The organism is Nocardiopsis tropica (genome assembly GCF_042660575.1).
Lineage (GTDB): Bacteria > Actinomycetota > Actinomycetes > Streptosporangiales > Streptosporangiaceae > Nocardiopsis > Nocardiopsis tropica.
The window spans coordinates 17,818-33,188 of sequence record NZ_JBHSUF010000029.1; the positions used below are offsets into that span (position 1 = coordinate 17,818).

Consider the following 15,371-nt stretch of genomic DNA (forward strand, 5'->3'; position numbering starts at 1 on the left):
GGCCGAGCGGACCGACAAAGCGTCAGGAACGGCGAAAACCCCGTCAACGACATACTGTAGTACTTCCTCGCGGGGACCGTGGACCAGCCCCCTCACAACGAAAGGCCCTGGTCCCGGCTCCGCGGATCGCACACGGGCCGCCGGGTGTACAGAAGGGTCGCACACGCCCCGTCGCTCATCCAGCCTGCCACGCGCCGGGGTCCCCCGGGCACGGGCCTCCCGCGGCTCACGGCCCGCGCACCCCCGGACCAGCGGAGCTACCACTCGGTAATGAGAGGTGTCGGGCAACGACATCCCGGGGCGCGGACGATAGGCTCGAACACGGCCGAACCTGTCGTGGTCTCCCGGCCGCGGCGGCCGTCGCCGGGGGCACCGATGACGCGTCCGCGCCTTGACAACCGCAGCGCGGCCCGCCCTCCCGCACCCCTCACGGCCCCGTCCCTCCGGCGGGCCGTCCCGGGGTGCCCGGCGCCGCCGACGACCAACGCAACCGACGCACCCAGCCCGCAGACCGGGCACGAGGGGTGCCCGAGAAGGAGAACGAAAGTCCGTGAACGCCCACACCCCGCAATCCCTGGAGTGGTCGGACCTCGACCTCCGCGCCGTCGACACGGTCAGGGCGCTGGCGATGGACGCGGTAGAGAAGTCGGGTAACGGACACCCCGGCACCGCGATGAGCCTGGCTCCCGCCGCGTACCTGCTGTTCCAGAAGGTCATGCGCCACGACCCCGCCGCGCCCGACTGGGTCGGCCGGGACCGGTTCGTCCTGTCGATCGGCCACTCCAGCCTCACCCTGTACATCCAGCTCTACCTCGCCGGATACGGGCTGGAGCTGGACGACCTCAAGTCCCTGCGCCAGTGGGACAGCCTGACCCCGGGCCACCCCGAGGTCGGCCACACCGCCGGCGTGGAGACCACCACCGGCCCGCTGGGCCAGGGCGTGGGCAACGCCGTCGGCATGGCGATGGCGGCCCGCCGCGAGCGCGGCCTGTTCAACCCCGACGCCGGCCCGGGCGCGAGCCCGTTCGACCACCACGTCTACGCGTTCTGCTCCGACGGCGACGTCCAGGAGGGCGTGAGCCACGAGGCGAGCGCCCTGGCCGCCACCCAGAACCTGGGCAACCTCATCATGATCTGGGACGACAACCAGATCTCCATCGAGGACGACACCCGTATCGCCCACTCCGAGGACGTGGCCGCGCGCTACCGCGCCTACGGGTGGCACGTGGAGGAGGTCGACTGGACCTCCACCGGCTCGTACGTGGAGGACATCGACGCCCTCTACCAGGCGATCCTGCGCGGCAAGGCCGAGACCGACCGTCCGACCTTCATCAAGCTGCGCACCGTCATCGGCTGGCCCGCGCCCAACGCGCAGAACACCGGCGCGGTCCACGGCGCCGCCATGGGCACCGACGAGATCTCCGCCACCAAGCGCATCCTCGGCCTGCCGGACGAGCCGTTCGGGGTCCAGGACGACGTCATCGCGCACACCCGCAAGGCCCTGGAGCGGGGCGGCGAGGCCCGCGCCGAGTGGCAGACGGCCTTCGACGCGTGGCACCAGGGCGCGGGCGAGCGCGCCGAGCTGTTCGACCGCCTCGCCGCGGGCAAGCTCCCCGACGGCTGGGAGGAGGCACTGCCCACGTACGAGCCCAGCGAGAAGGGCGTCGCCACCCGCAAGGCCAGCGGTGACGTGCTCTCGGCCCTGGCCCCGGTGCTCCCGGAGCTGTGGGGCGGCTCCGCCGACCTGGCCGGGTCCAACAACACCACGCCCAAGGGCGAGCCGTCCTTCCTGCCGTTCGAGCGGGCCAGCAGCAAGTTCCCCGGCAACCCGTACGGGCGCGTGCTGCACTTCGGCATCCGCGAGCACGGCATGGGCTCGATCCTCAACGGCATGGCGCTGCACGGCCCGACCCGCCCCTACGGCGGCACCTTCCTGGTGTTCAGCGACTACATGCGCCCGGCCGTCCGCCTCGCCGCGCTGATGAAGCTGTCGGTCACCTACGTGTGGACGCACGACTCCATCGGCCTGGGCGAGGACGGCCCCACCCACCAGCCGGTCGAGCACCTGTGGGCGCTGCGCGCCATCCCCGGCCTCGACGTGATCCGCCCGGCCGACGCCAACGAGACGGCCGTCGTGTGGCGCGCGGTCATGGAGAACTCCGGCCGCCCGGCCGCGCTCGCCCTGACCCGGCAGAACGTGCCCGTCCTGGACCGGTCCGAGTACGCCCCGGCCGAGGAGGCCGTCAAGGGCGGCTACGTGCTGGCCGAGGCGACCGGCGGCTCCCCGGAGGTCATCCTGCTGGCGACCGGCAGCGAGGTGCAGATCGCCGTGGAGGCCCGCAAGGTCCTGGAGGAGGCCGGAACGCCCACCCGCGTCGTGTCCATGACGTGCGTGGAGTGGTTCGAGGACCAGAGCGAGGAGTACCGCGAGAGCGTGCTGCCGTCGTCGGTGCGCGCCCGCGTGTCCGTCGAGGCCGGCATCGCCATGGGCTGGCGCTCCTACGTCGGCGACGCCGGCGAGTCGGTGAGCCTGGAGCACTTCGGCGCCTCCGCCCCGTACCAGACCCTGTACGAGAAGTTCGGCTTCACCACCGAGGCCGTCGTGGAGGCGGCTCGCAAGAGCGCCGCCAGGGCCGGACGCTGACAGCGCGGGTCCCGCCGTCGACCGGCGGGACCCGCTCCCCTTGTGCGAGAGGGCGGCAACGCCCGTGAGGAAGGCGCGAACACCATGAGCAACCCACTCGAGGACCTGTCCGAGGCAGGCGTGTCCGTCTGGCTGGACGACATCAGCCGCACACGGCTGCGGACGGGCAACCTGACAGAGCTGATGTCGACCCACAAGGTCGTCGGCGTCACGTCCAACCCGAGCATCTTCGACAAGGCGCTGGCCGAGGGCGACGCCTACGACGAGCAGGTGAGCGAGCTCGCCGCGCGCGGCGTCTCGGTCGAGGAGGCCGTGCGCCTGCTCACCGCCTACGACATCCGCTGGGCGGCGGACACCCTCCGCCCGGTGTACGACGCCACCGACCGCGTCGACGGCCGGGTCTCCCTGGAGGTGGACCCGCGCATGGCCATGGAGACCGAGCGCACGGTCGCCGAGGCCAAGGCCCTGTGGTGGCTGGTCGACCGGCCCAACCTGATGATCAAGATCCCCGCGACCGCGGAGGGCCTGCCCGCCATCACCCGCGTGCTGGGGCTGGGCATCAGCGTCAACGTCACGCTGATCTTCTCCCTGGAGCGCTACCGCCAGGTGATGGACGCGTTCCTGGAGGGCATGGAGCTGGCCCGCGCCAACGGCCACGACCTCTCCCGGATCCAGTCCGTGGCCTCGTTCTTCGTCAGCCGCGTGGACGCCGAGGTGGACAAGCGGCTGCGGGCGATCGGCACCGAGGAGGCCACGGCCCTCCTCGGCCGCGCCGCGCTCGCCAACGCCCGCCTGGCCTACCAGGCCTACGAGCAGGTGTTCGAGGGCAAGGAGTGGAAGGCCCTGGAGGCGCTCGGCGCCAAGCCCCAGCGCCCGCTGTGGGCCTCCACCGGCGTGAAGGACCCCGCCTACGAGGACACCCTCTACGTCACCGGGCTGGTCGCGCGCGACACCGTCAACACGATGCCGCAGGCCACCCTGGACGCCGTCGGCGACCACGCGGTGGTCGCGGGCAACACCGTGCTCGGCAGCTACGCGCAGGCCCACGCCGACTTCGCCGCCCTGGAGGCCGCGGGCGTGAACCTGACCGAGGTGTTCGGCCACCTGGAGACGGACGGCGTCGCCAAGTTCGTCGCCTCGTGGGAGAGCCTGCTCAAGGGCCTCTCCGAGAAGCTGGCCGCCTCGGCCTGAGGCGCCCCCTCCCGGGCCGCGGGCCCGGGAGGGACCCCCGATCCGGTCCCCGTCGCCGCCCGCGCCCGCGCCCCCGAGGCGTGTGCGCGGGCGGCCGGCCACCGCCCACCGGCCGCTCTCAGAAGGAAGAGACCTGTGAAAGAACCGGTGATGCCCGGAGCGGTACCCAACCCGCTCCGCAACGCCCTGGACCGCAGACTGCCCCGCATCGCCGGCCCCAGCGTGCTGGTGCTGTTCGGCGTCACGGGCGACCTGGCCAGGAAGAAGCTCCTGCCCGCGATCTACGACCTCGCCAACCGGGGGATGCTGCCGCCGGGCTTCGGCCTGGTGGGGTTCGCCCGCCGCGACTGGGAGGACCAGGACTTCGCCGAGCAGGCGCACGAGGCGGTGCGCAAGTACGCGCGCACGCCGTTCCGCGAGGACGTGTGGCGCCAGCTCAGCGAGGGCGTCCGGTTCGTTCAGGGCGACCTGGACGACGACGACGCGTTCGACCGCCTGGCGGAGACCGTGCGCGAGCTCGACGAGGTGCGCGGCACGGGCGGGAACTACGCGTTCTACCTCTCGCTGCCGCCCAAGCTGTTCCCGACGGTGGTCAAGCAGCTCAAGCGGTCCGGCCTGGCCGAGCCCGGCGAGGACGACGGGCCCGCGGGCGGGGGCGGCCTGCGGGTCACCCCCTGGCGCCGGGTGGTGATCGAGAAGCCGTTCGGCCACGACCTGGAGAGCGCGCAGGAGCTCAACGCGGTGGTGGACGACGTGTTCCCGCCGTCGTCGGTGTTCCGCATCGACCACTACCTGGGCAAGGAGACGGTCCAGAACATCCTGGCGCTGCGCTTCGCCAACACCCTGTTCGAGCCCCTGTGGAACCGCAGCTACGTGGACCACGTGCAGATCACCATGGCCGAGGACATCGGCGTGGGAGGACGCGCGGGCTACTACGACGGGATCGGCGCGGCCCGCGACGTCATCCAGAACCACCTCCTGCAGCTCCTGGCCCTCGTCGCCATGGAGGAGCCGATCTCCTACAGCGCGGACGCGATCCGCGCCGAGAAGGAGAAGGTCCTGGCCTCGGTGTCGCTGCCGGAGGACCTGGGGACCGGGACCGCCCGCGGCCAGTACGCCGCGGGATGGCAGGGCGGCGCGGCGGTGCGGGGCTACCTGGAGGAGGAGGGCATCCCCTCCGACTCCGTGACCGAGACCTACGCGGCGCTGAAGCTGGCGGTGGACACCCGCCGCTGGTCGGGGGTGCCGTTCTACCTGCGCACCGGCAAGCGGCTGGGCCGGCGGGTGACGGAGGTGGCCCTGGTGTTCCAGGCCGCCCCGCAGCAGATGTTCCCGCGCACCGACGTCAGCGAACTGGGGCAGAACGCCCTGGTGCTGCGCATCCAGCCGGACGAGGGCGTCACGCTGCGGTTCGGCTCCAAGGTGCCGGGCGCGAGCATGGAGGTCCGTGACGTGAGCATGGACTTCACGTACGGGCAGTCCTTCACCGAGGCCAGCCCCGAGGCGTACGAGCGGCTCATCCTGGACGTGCTCATCGGCGACCCGCCCCTCTTCCCGCGGCAGGAGGAGGTCGAGCTCTCCTGGCGCATCCTCGACCCGGTCGAGGAGTACTGGGCCGAGTCGGGCCGGCCCGAGCAGTACGGCTCGGGCACCTGGGGCCCGGAGTCCGCCGAGAACCTGCTCGCCAGGGACGGCCGCCAGTGGCGGCGCCCGTGACCAGCCACGACCACGCGGGGAGGAACCCATGACGCTCTATCTGCCGCGCACCACGACGTCGCAGATCACCGAGGCGCTCATGTCCGAGCGGCTCAGCGTCGGCGGCGGCGCCATGAACATGGTGCTGACCCTGGTCATCGTCACCGACGAGGCCGACCACTACGACGCCGTGCGCGCCGCCACCGAGGCGGGCCGCGAGCACCCCTCGCGTGTGGTGGCCCTGATCCGGCGCGACCCCGACGCCGAACCCGCCATCGACGCCGAGATCCGCAGACCCGGCACCTCCGGGCCGGGCGAGGCCGTACTGCTCCGGCTGTACGGTCCGCTCGGCGAGCACGCGGACTCGGTGGTCACCCCGCTGCTGGTCCCCGACGCCCCCGTGGTGGCGTGGTGGCCGGGCGCGGGCCCCCTCAACCCGGCCGCCGACCCCGTGGGCCGCCTGGCCCAGCGCCGCATCACCGACGCGCTGCGCGCCCCCGACCCGTTGCGGGACCTCGTGGAACGGGTGGCCCACTACCGTCCGGGCGACACGGACCTGACCTGGACCCGGCTGACGCCGTGGCGCTCGCTCCTGGCCAGTGCCATGGACCAGCCGTGCGGGTGGGTGAACTCGGCGAGGGTGACGGCCGAGGCGCACTACCCGAGCGCCGAACTGCTGGCGGCGTGGCTGTCGGACCGGCTGGAGGCGCCCGTGGAACGGGCCGTCTCCCACGGCCCCGGGCTGACCGAGGTCAGGCTGACCACCTCGGAGGGGGACATCGCGGTCTCCCGGGTGGACGGCAGGGTGGCCACGCTGTCCCGGTTCGGGCAGCCGGACCAGACGGTGGCGCTGGCACGGCGCGGCGCAGCACTGGCGCTCGCCGAGGAGCTGCGCCGCCTGGACGCCGACGAGACCTACGAGAGCGCGGCCCACCACCTGGGTCCGCTGCTCGCGGAGAGCGGAGCACGAGGATGAGCGAACCGGAGATCGTCCGCCACGCGGACGCCGCGGGGCTGGCCGACAGCGTCGCGTTGAAGCTGGTCAACATGATCGTCCAGGCCGAGGCGGACAAGCGTGACTTCCACCTGGTCCTGACCGGGGGCGGGATCGGCATCCGCGCCCTGGAGGCGGTGCGCGACCACGCCAACGAGGCCGGGATCAGCTGGGCCCACGTCCACCTGTGGTGGGGGGACGAGCGCTACCTGCCGGACAAGGACCCCGAGCGCAACGAGACCCAGGCGTGCGCGGCGCTGATCGACTCGATCTCCGTACCGAGCCACCAGGTGCACCCGATCCCCGCCTCCGACGGGCTGGACGGGGGCCAGGTGGAGCACGCGGCGACCCGCTACGGCCGGGAGCTGGCGGTGGCGGCGCGCGGGGAGGGACCCGTGCCCGTGTTCGACGCGTGCCTGCTGGGGGTCGGCCCCGACGCCCACGTGGCCTCGCTGTTCCCCGGGCTGTCGGGGGTGCGCGAGGACGAGGCGTCCGTCGCCGCGGTGCGCGACTCGCCCAAGCCGCCGGCGGAGCGGGTGACGCTGACGCTGCCGTCCATCCGCGCGGCCCGCGAGGTGTGGGTGCTGGCCTCGGGCGAGGGCAAGGCCGAGGCGGTGCGCCTGGGGCTGGCCGGGGGCAGCGTGGACGAGGCCCCGGTGGCCGGCGCCCGCGGCGCGGAGAGGACCGTGTTCTGGGTGGACGAGGCCGCGGCCTCCGAGCTGTAGCGCGAGACGGCGCGTGCGGGCGCCCCGGCCGGAACCGGCCGGGGCGCCCGCGTGTCCGGCCCCGGTGCCGGCCGCGGCGGCGGCCGGGGGACGCCCCGTGGCCGCATCCGGCCGGTCCCTCCCCGGGCAGCGGCGCCCCCTCCTGCCAGAATGGCCGCCATGGCGAACATCCACGACACCATCGGCCCCCGGCTGACCCGGTTCCTCCTCGACCAGCCGGTGTTCTTCGTCGGCACGGCGCCCCTGGGCGCGGAGGGCCACGTCAACGTCTCCCCCAAGGGCATGGACGGCACCTTCGCCGTGCTCGACGAGCACCGGGTGGCCTACCTCGACTACACGGGGTCGGGTACCGAGACCATCGCCCACCTGCGGGAGAACGGCCGCATCGTGCTGATGTTCTGTGCCTTCGACGGACCGCCGAACATCGTCCGCCTCCACGGCCGGGGACGTGCCGTCCTGCCCGCCGGGGCCGGGTTCGAGGAGCTTCGCTCCCATTTCCCCAAGGAGCGCACCCTCGGGCAGCGGGCGATCATCGTGGTCGACGTCCACCGCGTCTCCGACTCGTGCGGCTTCTCCGTCCCCCTGATGGACGTGCGCGGCGACCGCGACCTGCTGGACCGCCACCACGAACGCCGCGATCCCTCCTACTTCACCGACTACTGGCGGACACGCAACGCCACCAGCATCGACGGTCTGTCCGGCGTGCCCGAGCCGTCCGGTCCGGATGCGGGGACCCCCGGGGACGCCCGCACACGCGCCTGAGGGGGCGCCGGACACGGGAGCGCGGGCACGGCGGGGTCCGGGCACCGCGTGCGGACCCCTCCCCGCGCCCCGGCCGCGTGGCTCAGTCGGCGTCCCCGGCCCCGCCGAGCGGGCGCAGGCGCACGGCGGTCTCCGTCCCGTCCCCGTGCAGGATGTGGCGCATGCCCGAGTGGTCGGGGAAGAGGCCCTCCGGGGTGTGCGCCAGCAGCTGGAGGTGGGCCATGGCGTACTTGGGCGTCGAGTTCCGGCCCGGGAGCCGGATGGACAGCTCCTCACGGGCCTCGAAGTCCTGCACCTCGACCTCCCCGGCCAGGGCCGCCAGCGCCTCGGCCCCCGCGGCGACCGGGACCTTGGCCACCCAGTGCGGGCCCTCCGGGGTGAGTGCCCTCTCCCTCTGCTCGGCGGTCTCCCCGGACCAGGTGAACCAGGGGGCGCCCGTGACGGCGGCGCCGTGTTCGGCGGCCAGGGCGCCGAGCTCCGCCACCGTGGCCGTGACGGCTCCGGTGACCGCGTCCCAGTCGTACTGGTCGGGTCGGCCCGCTCGCCGCTCCACGGCGACCGGGGGAACGGTCCTCGACAGGACCGTCGTCCCCGGCGCCTCCCCGCGCCGGACCGCGGGCGGGGCGGTGAGGAGTGCGCGGGCGGTGGCGATCGCCTCGTCCTCGGCCCGGCGCCGGCGGTGCAGGGCCCCGGTGTGCTCCTCCAGCAGTGCGGCGGCGGTGTCGGGGGCCTCCAGGGCGCGGCGGACGTCCTTGACGCTCATACCGGCGCCGCGCAGCGCCGTGACCAGCACGGCGGTCGCGACCTGCTCGATGGAGTAGTAGCGGTACCCGGTCTCCCCGTCGACCTCGGCGGGGACCAGCAGCCCCTCGGAGTGGTAGAAGCGCAGCGTCTGCGGGGACAGGTCGCTCATCTCGCTGAATTCCTTGATGGACAGGCTCATGCCGCCAGTCTCGGGGTTGCGGTAACCGCAAGGTCAAGCCCGCGGCCGCGAGTCCTCCCGCCGCCCGGGAGCCCGGGCCCTCACACCGCGTGGGAGGCGGCGCCTGTCACGCCGGCCGCGGAGGGGCGCTCCCCCGCCACGCGGGGCGGCCTCCCCGGCGGCCGGGCGCGGGGCGGTCGCGACCCCGTCGCCGCGCTCCCGGGGCCGCCTCCCCTCACGCCCCCGAGTGCACCGCGGGCCGGGCCCGGGAGAGCTCGCGGACGGTCGCCATGTCGTCGAAGGGGAGCATTTCGCCGCCGACGATCTGGTACGGCTCGCTGCCCTTGCCGGCGAGCAGGACGACGTCCCCCGGACCGGCCGAGGCCAGGGCGGCGGAGATGGCCGCACGGCGGTCCCCGTCCCGTTCGTACGGGGTGCCCGTCCCCGTGAGTCCCGGGGCGACCTGGTCCATGATCGCCTCAGGGTCCTCCCACCTCGGGTTGTCCGATGTCAGGAAGCACAGGTCGGAATGGGTTCCCGCGATCTCCCCCATCCGCGCGCGCTTGGTCGTGTCGCGGTCGCCCCCGCAGCCGAAGACGGTGAGGACCCGCCCCCGGGCGAACCCGCGGATCGTCCGGAGGACCTTGTCCAGCGAGTCCGGCGAGTGGGCGTAGTCGACGACCACGGACACCCCGTGCGGGGCCTCGAAGCGCTCGAACCGGCCCGGGATCTGCGGCATGCGTTCGAGCGCGTCCACGAGGGCGCCCAGTTCGTGGCCGAACCAGTGGCAGGCGGCCAGGGCCGCGAGCGCGTTGGACACCGAGAAGCGGCCCGGCACCGGGATGGCCGCCGGGTACCTGCGGCCGCCGTGGTGCAGGACGAAGCGCGTCCCCGAGGCGTCGACCTCCAGGTCCGTCGCCCGGTAGTCGGCCTCCGCGTCGATGGCGTAGGTCGTCACCGCGCCGGGCATCATGGCGGGGATCGCCGCACCGACCGGGTCGTCGGCGTTGACCACGGCGTGGCGGCACATGCCCTGGAACAGGCGCAGTTTGGCGTCGCGGTAGTCGTCCATGGTGCCGTGGTCGTCCAGGTGGTCCTGGGTCAGGTTGGTGAAGATCCCGACGTCCACGAAGGAGCCCTCCACGCGGTGGTGGAGCAGGCCCATCGACGTGGCCTCCAGCACCACGCTGAGGGTCCCCCTGTCGCGCATGCGCCCCAGGATGTACTGGAGGTCGGGGGCCTCGGGGGTGCTCAGCACCGAACGCGGCATCGGGACGGGGTCGCCGCCGGTGCGGCTGCCGGAGGTGCCGATGACACCGACCCGGGCTCCCTTGGAGATGCGCAGCAGCGACTCGTACATGGACGACACCGAGGTCTTGCCGTTGGTCCCGGTGACCGCCACCACGTCCATCCCCCGGCCCGGGTGACCGTGGTAGCGGGCGGAGACGAGGGCCGCGGCGACACGGGCGTCGGCCACCTCGACCACGCAGGCGCCCTGGGGCGCGAACCGTGACGAGGGGTCCGGCGGCCCGGTCTCGACGAGGACGGCCGCCGCGCCCCGGGCGAGGGCGGACGCGACGCCTTCGGCCCCGCCCCCCTCGTGTCCGGGCACGGCGACGAACAGGGATCCCGGGGACGCCCTGTGGGCGTCCAGGCACGGGCCGGCGGTGATCCGGATGTCCGGGTCGCCGTGCAGGATCCGGTGGTCATGGCCTTCGAGCAGCTCGCTCAGCTTCACGAGGGGTTCCCTTCGAGCATGGCGCGCGCCGTTCGCACGGGCGGCACCGGTGGGCGCGGCCGACGGGATGCCGTGGGCCGGCGGAGCAGGGAGCGGTGGTGCGGTGTGGCGGGCCCGGTGAGGGGCGGGCGCGGCTCCCGGTCAGGGGGCGGCGCACCGTGTGGGTGGGGCGTGGCGCACCGTGGCGCACGGGGGCCACGGGGACGACGCGGTGGAGAGGCGGCCGGAACCGCGGGTGGAGGTCGCTAGCCGTGGCCGTGGAGAGCCCGGAGCCCGGTACGGGGGGCCTCGGGCACGGCGCAGGTCGAGCCGGTGACGGCGGAGGGGGCACGGCACGGGGCGGCGAGGGGAGAACCCTGTCCACACGCGCGAGTACCGGCCATGCTCCGAGTGTACGCGCCCGGTCGCGGACCGCGGCGGGCGGAGCGCCGGTACGGGGGCGTGGGGCGGGGGCGCCCGTGCACGGGGCGGGCGCGGGGCGGGGCAGCGCCCACCCGGGGACGCGGGACAGGACAGCGCCCACCCGGGGACGTGCGGCGTCGGCCTGCGGTGCCGTGCGGGACGGGGAGGGCGGCCGGGCCGGTGACAGGGCGCCCCCGCCCCGGCCCGCGACACGCGTCCGCCCCCCGCACGGGCCCGGTCGGCGGGGCCCGGCCCGCGGTGCCGGGCCTCACCCCCGCTCGGCCTCCGACCCCTCCGCCCCGGCGTCCGGCGCCTGCGGTTCGGCCCCTCCGACGAGGCGCGGGTCACGGGCGGACCTGCCCGGTTCGCGCCCGGCGGCCCGGGGCGGGCCCTCCCTTGGGAGCTCCTCCGGGCCCGCCGCGTCCCGGGCGATCCGGACCGCCGTCGCCGCGGCGCCGTGGCCCATGGTGTGGCCGAACCTGGCGATCTCCGGGGGCGCCACGTTGAACGGGCGCATCATGCCCATGTCCTCGTGTTCGAGCAGGTGGCAGTGGTACATGTACCGGCCCGTCCCTCCCGTGAACCGGCCCATCACGCTCACCATCGTCCCCGGCCCGACCCGGATCACGTCCTTCCACCCCTCCTCGTCCGGGTTGACCACGCCCGCTCCCGCGAAGGCGAGCGGGTGCCGGGTGGTCTCGCTCACCCGGTCGAAGCCCGAGACGTCGTAGGTGTCGCGGCGCAGCGCCTGGAACCTGGTGAGGTGGATGTGCATCGGGTGCATGGGACCCCCGAGGTTGAGGAAGCTCCACATCTCCCACCCGTCGAGCGGGACCACGAAGTTGATCGTGTCCATGAAGGTCGAGGCGGCCTTGCGGTAGGTGCGCAGGCGTCCCGAGTGGTCGCGGATCCGGATGTGGCCCCCCTCGGGGTGCGCCGCGTGGCCGTCGTCCGCGTGCGCCGGGTGCGCCCCCGCCGCGTGCGGGGAGTGGTCACCGGGCGCCGCCACGTGCTCCAGCTCCAGGAACTTGGGGTGCGCGAACGCGTCCGGCTGCGTGATCAGCACCATCCGGTGGCCGTGGTGGGGGTGGTCCTCGTGCCTCACCCTCACGTAGCCGGCCTTGAGCGCGGGGTCGGCCGGAGGCGTGAAGGAGTCCGTGACCCCGGTCGCCGAGACCCGGAACTGCATGACGGCGGGGAAGAGCTCGCCGCGGCTCGGGTCCCCCTGGTCGTCGACCATCACCAGCCGCAGCCGGGACGCCTTCCCCGCCTCCGTCCCGAACTTCTTGAAGTCCACGAGGAGGTCGACCCGTTCGGCCGGGGAGATGGTCAGCCGCCCCCGGAGGTCGATGGGCCTGCCCAGCCTCCCGCTGTCCGTGCCGACCTGGAGCACCGCCCCGCGGACCTCCTCGGGCGTCGGCGCGGTCAGGTTGCCGCCGTCGTCCTCCTTGAACAGGCGCAGCGTGTAGGTGCGGGCGTTGGCCCCGTTGAGGACCCGGAAGCGGTACCAGCGCCGCTCCACCTCCAGGTACGGCCAGATCCTCCCGTTGACCGTCTGGTAGGGCCCGGTGAAGGGGAGCGTGGACGGCCAGGTGGTGGGGTCGTCCGGATCCACGCCGTCGCTGCCCGTACCGGTCGCCGGGCCGTCCGCCAGGGCGACCACCTTGTGCAGGAGCTGCGCGGTGGGCGGGCTCCCCGGCCTGCCGTCCGTGGTCTCCAGGTTGCGGTCGCCGAGGATGAGCGGGACCTCATGGACCGTGCCGCCGTCCGCGCCGCTGGTGGGGGTGAGCGCCTCGTCGTCCTCGTCCCGCAGGATGTAGGCCCCGAACAGCCCGGCGAAGACGTTCCACCGGGTGATCCCCATCGCGTGGTCGTGGTACCAGAGCAGGGTGCCGGGCTGGTCGTTGGCGTACTCCGAGAGCTGGGCGCGTCCCGTGTAGACCGCGTCGTCCGTCCACCCGTCGCTCCCCCCGTCGGTGTAGCCGCCGTGCTGGTGGGTGACGCTCCACGGACGGATCGCCTCGACGGCGGTCGCGGTCGCGGCGCCCTCGCTGCCCGGCCGGGAGGGGGTACCGGGCGGCCTCGGCGGCACCCAGACGTGGCGTACGGGGTACTTCTCGCCGGTCGTGATCGCGTTCTCCCAGATCACACGGATGCGCGTGCCCCTGGCCACGTCGAAGGTCGGCCCGGGGACCGTCCCGTCGTAGGCGAACGCCTCGGTGGCGGGCTCGCCCCGCACGTCCAGCTCCGAGTGCAGGCTCACCTTCGTCCGCTTCAGCCTCACCGTCACCTGGGCCACCCCGTCGGGGCCCTTCTCGGACAGGTCGGCCTCGGCCGGGACGGGCAGGGCGTCCTTGAAGGGGGTCAGTCCGAGTTGCTTGGGCAGGTCGGCCATGGTCATCCTCCGTGTGGTCGGAACGGCTCGCGCGGGCGGTCCCCCTCCCGCGCCGGCATCGGGCGCGCCGGGCCCGGGCCCCGGCCGCCGGCGGTCCGTCCGGGGACGGGCCGCCGCCCGGGTCCCGGTCGCCGGACGACGTCGGGGGAGGGCGGTGCCACGGCCCGCCCGGGGCGGGAGCGGCAGGCGGGCCGCGGGCGCGGCCTAGACGAGGACCTGAGGGCAGGTCAGACCGTGTTCGGGCACCTTCCCGCTGATCAGGTACTCGTCCAGGGGGTCGTCCACGCAGGCGCTCTTGCCCCTGCCGTACACGGTGTGGCCGCCGCCCTCGTAGGTGACCAGGACGGAGGTCGTCAGCCGGGCGTGCATGCGCTGCGCCCACCGGTAGGGGGTCGCGGGGTCCCCCGCGTTGCCGACGAGCACGATCGGCGGGGCGGCGGACGCCGTGAACTCCTGGGCGCCGGTCTCCGCGAGGGGCCACCGCGCGCACGAGGCCGTCGCCCACACGGGCGCGCCGCCGAACAGCGGGGCGCGCAGCTCGGCCGCCTCCACGGCCTCCCGGTAGGCGCTCAGGTCCTCCGGGTCGTCCCGGTCCGCGCACATGACGGCCGTGTAGGCGTCCGCGTCCTCGTCCGCCTCCCCGCCGAAGGCGCGGTCGTACATGTACTCCAGGTACCGCCGGTAGGTCTCGGACCCGGTGTCCCCCTCGGCCAGGTCCGTGAAGAACCCGGCCAGGTAGTCCCAGGTCCACTCGTCGTAGAGCTGCGTGGCGACCATCTCCGCCAGCATCTCGCCGGTGACGGTCCGCCCCCGCACGGTCGGCCGGTCCCGGTCGAACCGCTCCAGGAGGGCCGGCGTCTCCTTCACCGCGGCCCGGCCCGACGTGAACGGGCAGCCCTCCACGGTCCGGGCGCAGTGCTCGGCGACCATCTCCCAGGAGTCCTGGAAGGCCTCCTGGACCTCCACCGCGAGCCGGGCGTTGGAGGGCGCCGTGTCCACGACCCCGTCCAGGACCAGCGCCCTCGTCCGGTCGGGGAACATGTCGGCGTACAGGGCCCCGACGTGGGTGCCGTACGAGTAGCCGACGTACGTCAGCCCCTCGTCCCCGAGGGCGTCGCGGAGGACGTCGAGGTCGCGCACCACGTTGACGGTGCCCATGCGCGACAGGAACTCCCCGCCGACGGCCTCGGCGCAGCTGCGCCCGTAGGCCTCGGCGGCCTCGCCCAGCCCGCGCAGGTCGGCGGCGGTCTTCGCCGCGGGGTCCCCGGGGGCCACGCGTTCCAGCTCCCGCTCCCACGCCCGCGACCCGTCGCAGTCCAGGCCCCCGCTCCGTCCGACCCCGCGGGGGTCGAACCCCACCAGGTCGAAGGAGGCCTGCACCCGCTCCCCCAGGAAGGGGTTGCGCATGCCGTCCACCGTCGAGACCCCCGGCCCCCCGAAGTCGACCACCAGCGATCCCCTGCGCTCCGACTCCGGGCCGTGCGCGGGCCTCCGGGCCAGCGCGATCCCGACCGTCTCCCCGTCGGGGCTGCCGTAGTCGACCGGGACCGTGAGGGTGCCGCACTCCAGCTGCGCCATCCACGGCGGGGTGCCCCCGCCCGCGTCGGCGTCGACCGCGTCCAGCTCCGCCTGCGTGAAGCACGGACTCCACGCGATGTCCTGGCCGTAGAACGGAAGGGGCACGTAGGAGTCGGCGGGCGGCCGCGCGGAACCCGTGGTCACCGCGAGCAGGACCGCCAGTCCCCCGGCCCCGAGGACGGCTCCCGCTCCGCCGAACCGCCCGAGAGCACCCGTACACCAGCGCCTTGTCCGCACCGTGGCTCCGTTCCCGTCAGCGCCGACCGGCCGCTGCCGGGGCCTTTCGCACCATTTCAGCGGAGAACACTCCGATCACGGACGGTAA

Annotated in this window: 10 protein-coding genes; 6 read left to right on the forward strand and 4 right to left on the reverse strand. The window is 74.2% G+C overall.

The features are described from left to right. The first annotated feature begins 550 nt into the window (after positions 1-550). The 6 genes from tkt to ACFQBR_RS31340 all read left to right on the forward strand — a co-directional run bounded on the left by tkt (position 551) and on the right by ACFQBR_RS31340 (position 8,011). Positions 551-2,644: a transketolase gene (gene tkt, locus ACFQBR_RS31315; RefSeq protein WP_267949023.1), complete on the forward strand. Its 2,094-nt coding sequence runs from the start codon at positions 551-553 to the stop codon at positions 2,642-2,644. Between the two features lie 84 nt (positions 2,645-2,728). Further along, complete coding sequence (gene tal / locus ACFQBR_RS31320) at positions 2,729-3,835, forward strand: transaldolase (protein WP_267949022.1); 1,107 nt, start codon at positions 2,729-2,731, stop codon at positions 3,833-3,835. A 150-nt stretch (positions 3,836-3,985) separates the two neighbouring features. After that, positions 3,986-5,551, forward strand: coding sequence for a glucose-6-phosphate dehydrogenase (zwf, locus tag ACFQBR_RS31325; protein WP_267950321.1), 1,566 nt, complete (start codon positions 3,986-3,988; stop codon positions 5,549-5,551). A gap of 28 nt (positions 5,552-5,579) precedes the next feature. Next, a complete protein-coding gene (locus tag ACFQBR_RS31330; RefSeq protein ID WP_267949021.1) occupies positions 5,580-6,506 on the forward strand; it encodes a glucose-6-phosphate dehydrogenase assembly protein OpcA in 927 nt (308 codons plus the stop codon). After that, positions 6,503-7,249 carry a 6-phosphogluconolactonase gene (gene pgl, locus ACFQBR_RS31335; protein WP_344183288.1) on the forward strand — a complete coding sequence of 249 codons (747 nt, stop codon included), beginning with the start codon at positions 6,503-6,505 and terminating at the stop codon, positions 7,247-7,249. The genes ACFQBR_RS31330 and pgl overlap by 4 nt, the downstream gene beginning before the upstream one ends. A gap of 159 nt (positions 7,250-7,408) precedes the next feature. After that, positions 7,409-8,011, forward strand: coding sequence for a pyridoxamine 5'-phosphate oxidase family protein (locus tag ACFQBR_RS31340; protein ID WP_344183286.1), 603 nt, complete (start codon positions 7,409-7,411; stop codon positions 8,009-8,011). Between the two features lie 82 nt (positions 8,012-8,093). Here ACFQBR_RS31340 and ACFQBR_RS31345 read toward each other — a convergent pair whose 3' ends face one another. From ACFQBR_RS31345 to ACFQBR_RS31360, 4 genes are all read right to left on the reverse strand, one after another. Next, a complete protein-coding gene (locus ACFQBR_RS31345) occupies positions 8,094-8,954 on the reverse strand; it encodes a MerR family transcriptional regulator (RefSeq protein WP_344183284.1) in 861 nt (286 codons plus the stop codon). 214 nt (positions 8,955-9,168) lie between these two features. Then, complete coding sequence (locus tag ACFQBR_RS31350) at positions 9,169-10,671, reverse strand: UDP-N-acetylmuramoyl-L-alanyl-D-glutamate--2,6-diaminopimelate ligase (protein ID WP_344183282.1); 1,503 nt, start codon at positions 10,669-10,671, stop codon at positions 9,169-9,171. 670 nt (positions 10,672-11,341) lie between these two features. Then, the gene (locus ACFQBR_RS31355) at positions 11,342-13,468 is read right to left on the reverse strand and encodes a multicopper oxidase family protein (protein ID WP_344183280.1); all 2,127 of its coding nucleotides are present in this window, start codon (positions 13,466-13,468) and stop codon (positions 11,342-11,344) included. A gap of 204 nt (positions 13,469-13,672) precedes the next feature. Further along, the gene (locus tag ACFQBR_RS31360) at positions 13,673-15,283 is read right to left on the reverse strand and encodes an alpha/beta hydrolase (protein ID WP_344183278.1); all 1,611 of its coding nucleotides are present in this window, start codon (positions 15,281-15,283) and stop codon (positions 13,673-13,675) included. Positions 15,284-15,371: the final 88 nt, after the last annotated feature.

Bases quoted from the DNA above. Each gene is read 5' to 3' on its own strand.
- pgl (WP_344183288.1), top strand. From the start codon at position 6,503: ATGAGCGAACCGGAGATCGTCCGCCACGCGGACGCCGCGGGGCTGGCC.
- ACFQBR_RS31345 (WP_344183284.1), bottom strand. From the start codon at position 8,954: ATGAGCCTGTCCATCAAGGAATTCAGCGAGATGAGCGACCTGTCCCCG.
- ACFQBR_RS31340 (WP_344183286.1), top strand. From the start codon at position 7,409: ATGGCGAACATCCACGACACCATCGGCCCCCGGCTGACCCGGTTCCTC.
- ACFQBR_RS31330 (WP_267949021.1), top strand. From the start codon at position 5,580: ATGACGCTCTATCTGCCGCGCACCACGACGTCGCAGATCACCGAGGCG.
- zwf (WP_267950321.1), top strand. From the start codon at position 3,986: ATGCCCGGAGCGGTACCCAACCCGCTCCGCAACGCCCTGGACCGCAGA.
- ACFQBR_RS31355 (WP_344183280.1), bottom strand. From the start codon at position 13,468: ATGGCCGACCTGCCCAAGCAACTCGGACTGACCCCCTTCAAGGACGCC.
- tal (WP_267949022.1), top strand. From the start codon at position 2,729: ATGAGCAACCCACTCGAGGACCTGTCCGAGGCAGGCGTGTCCGTCTGG.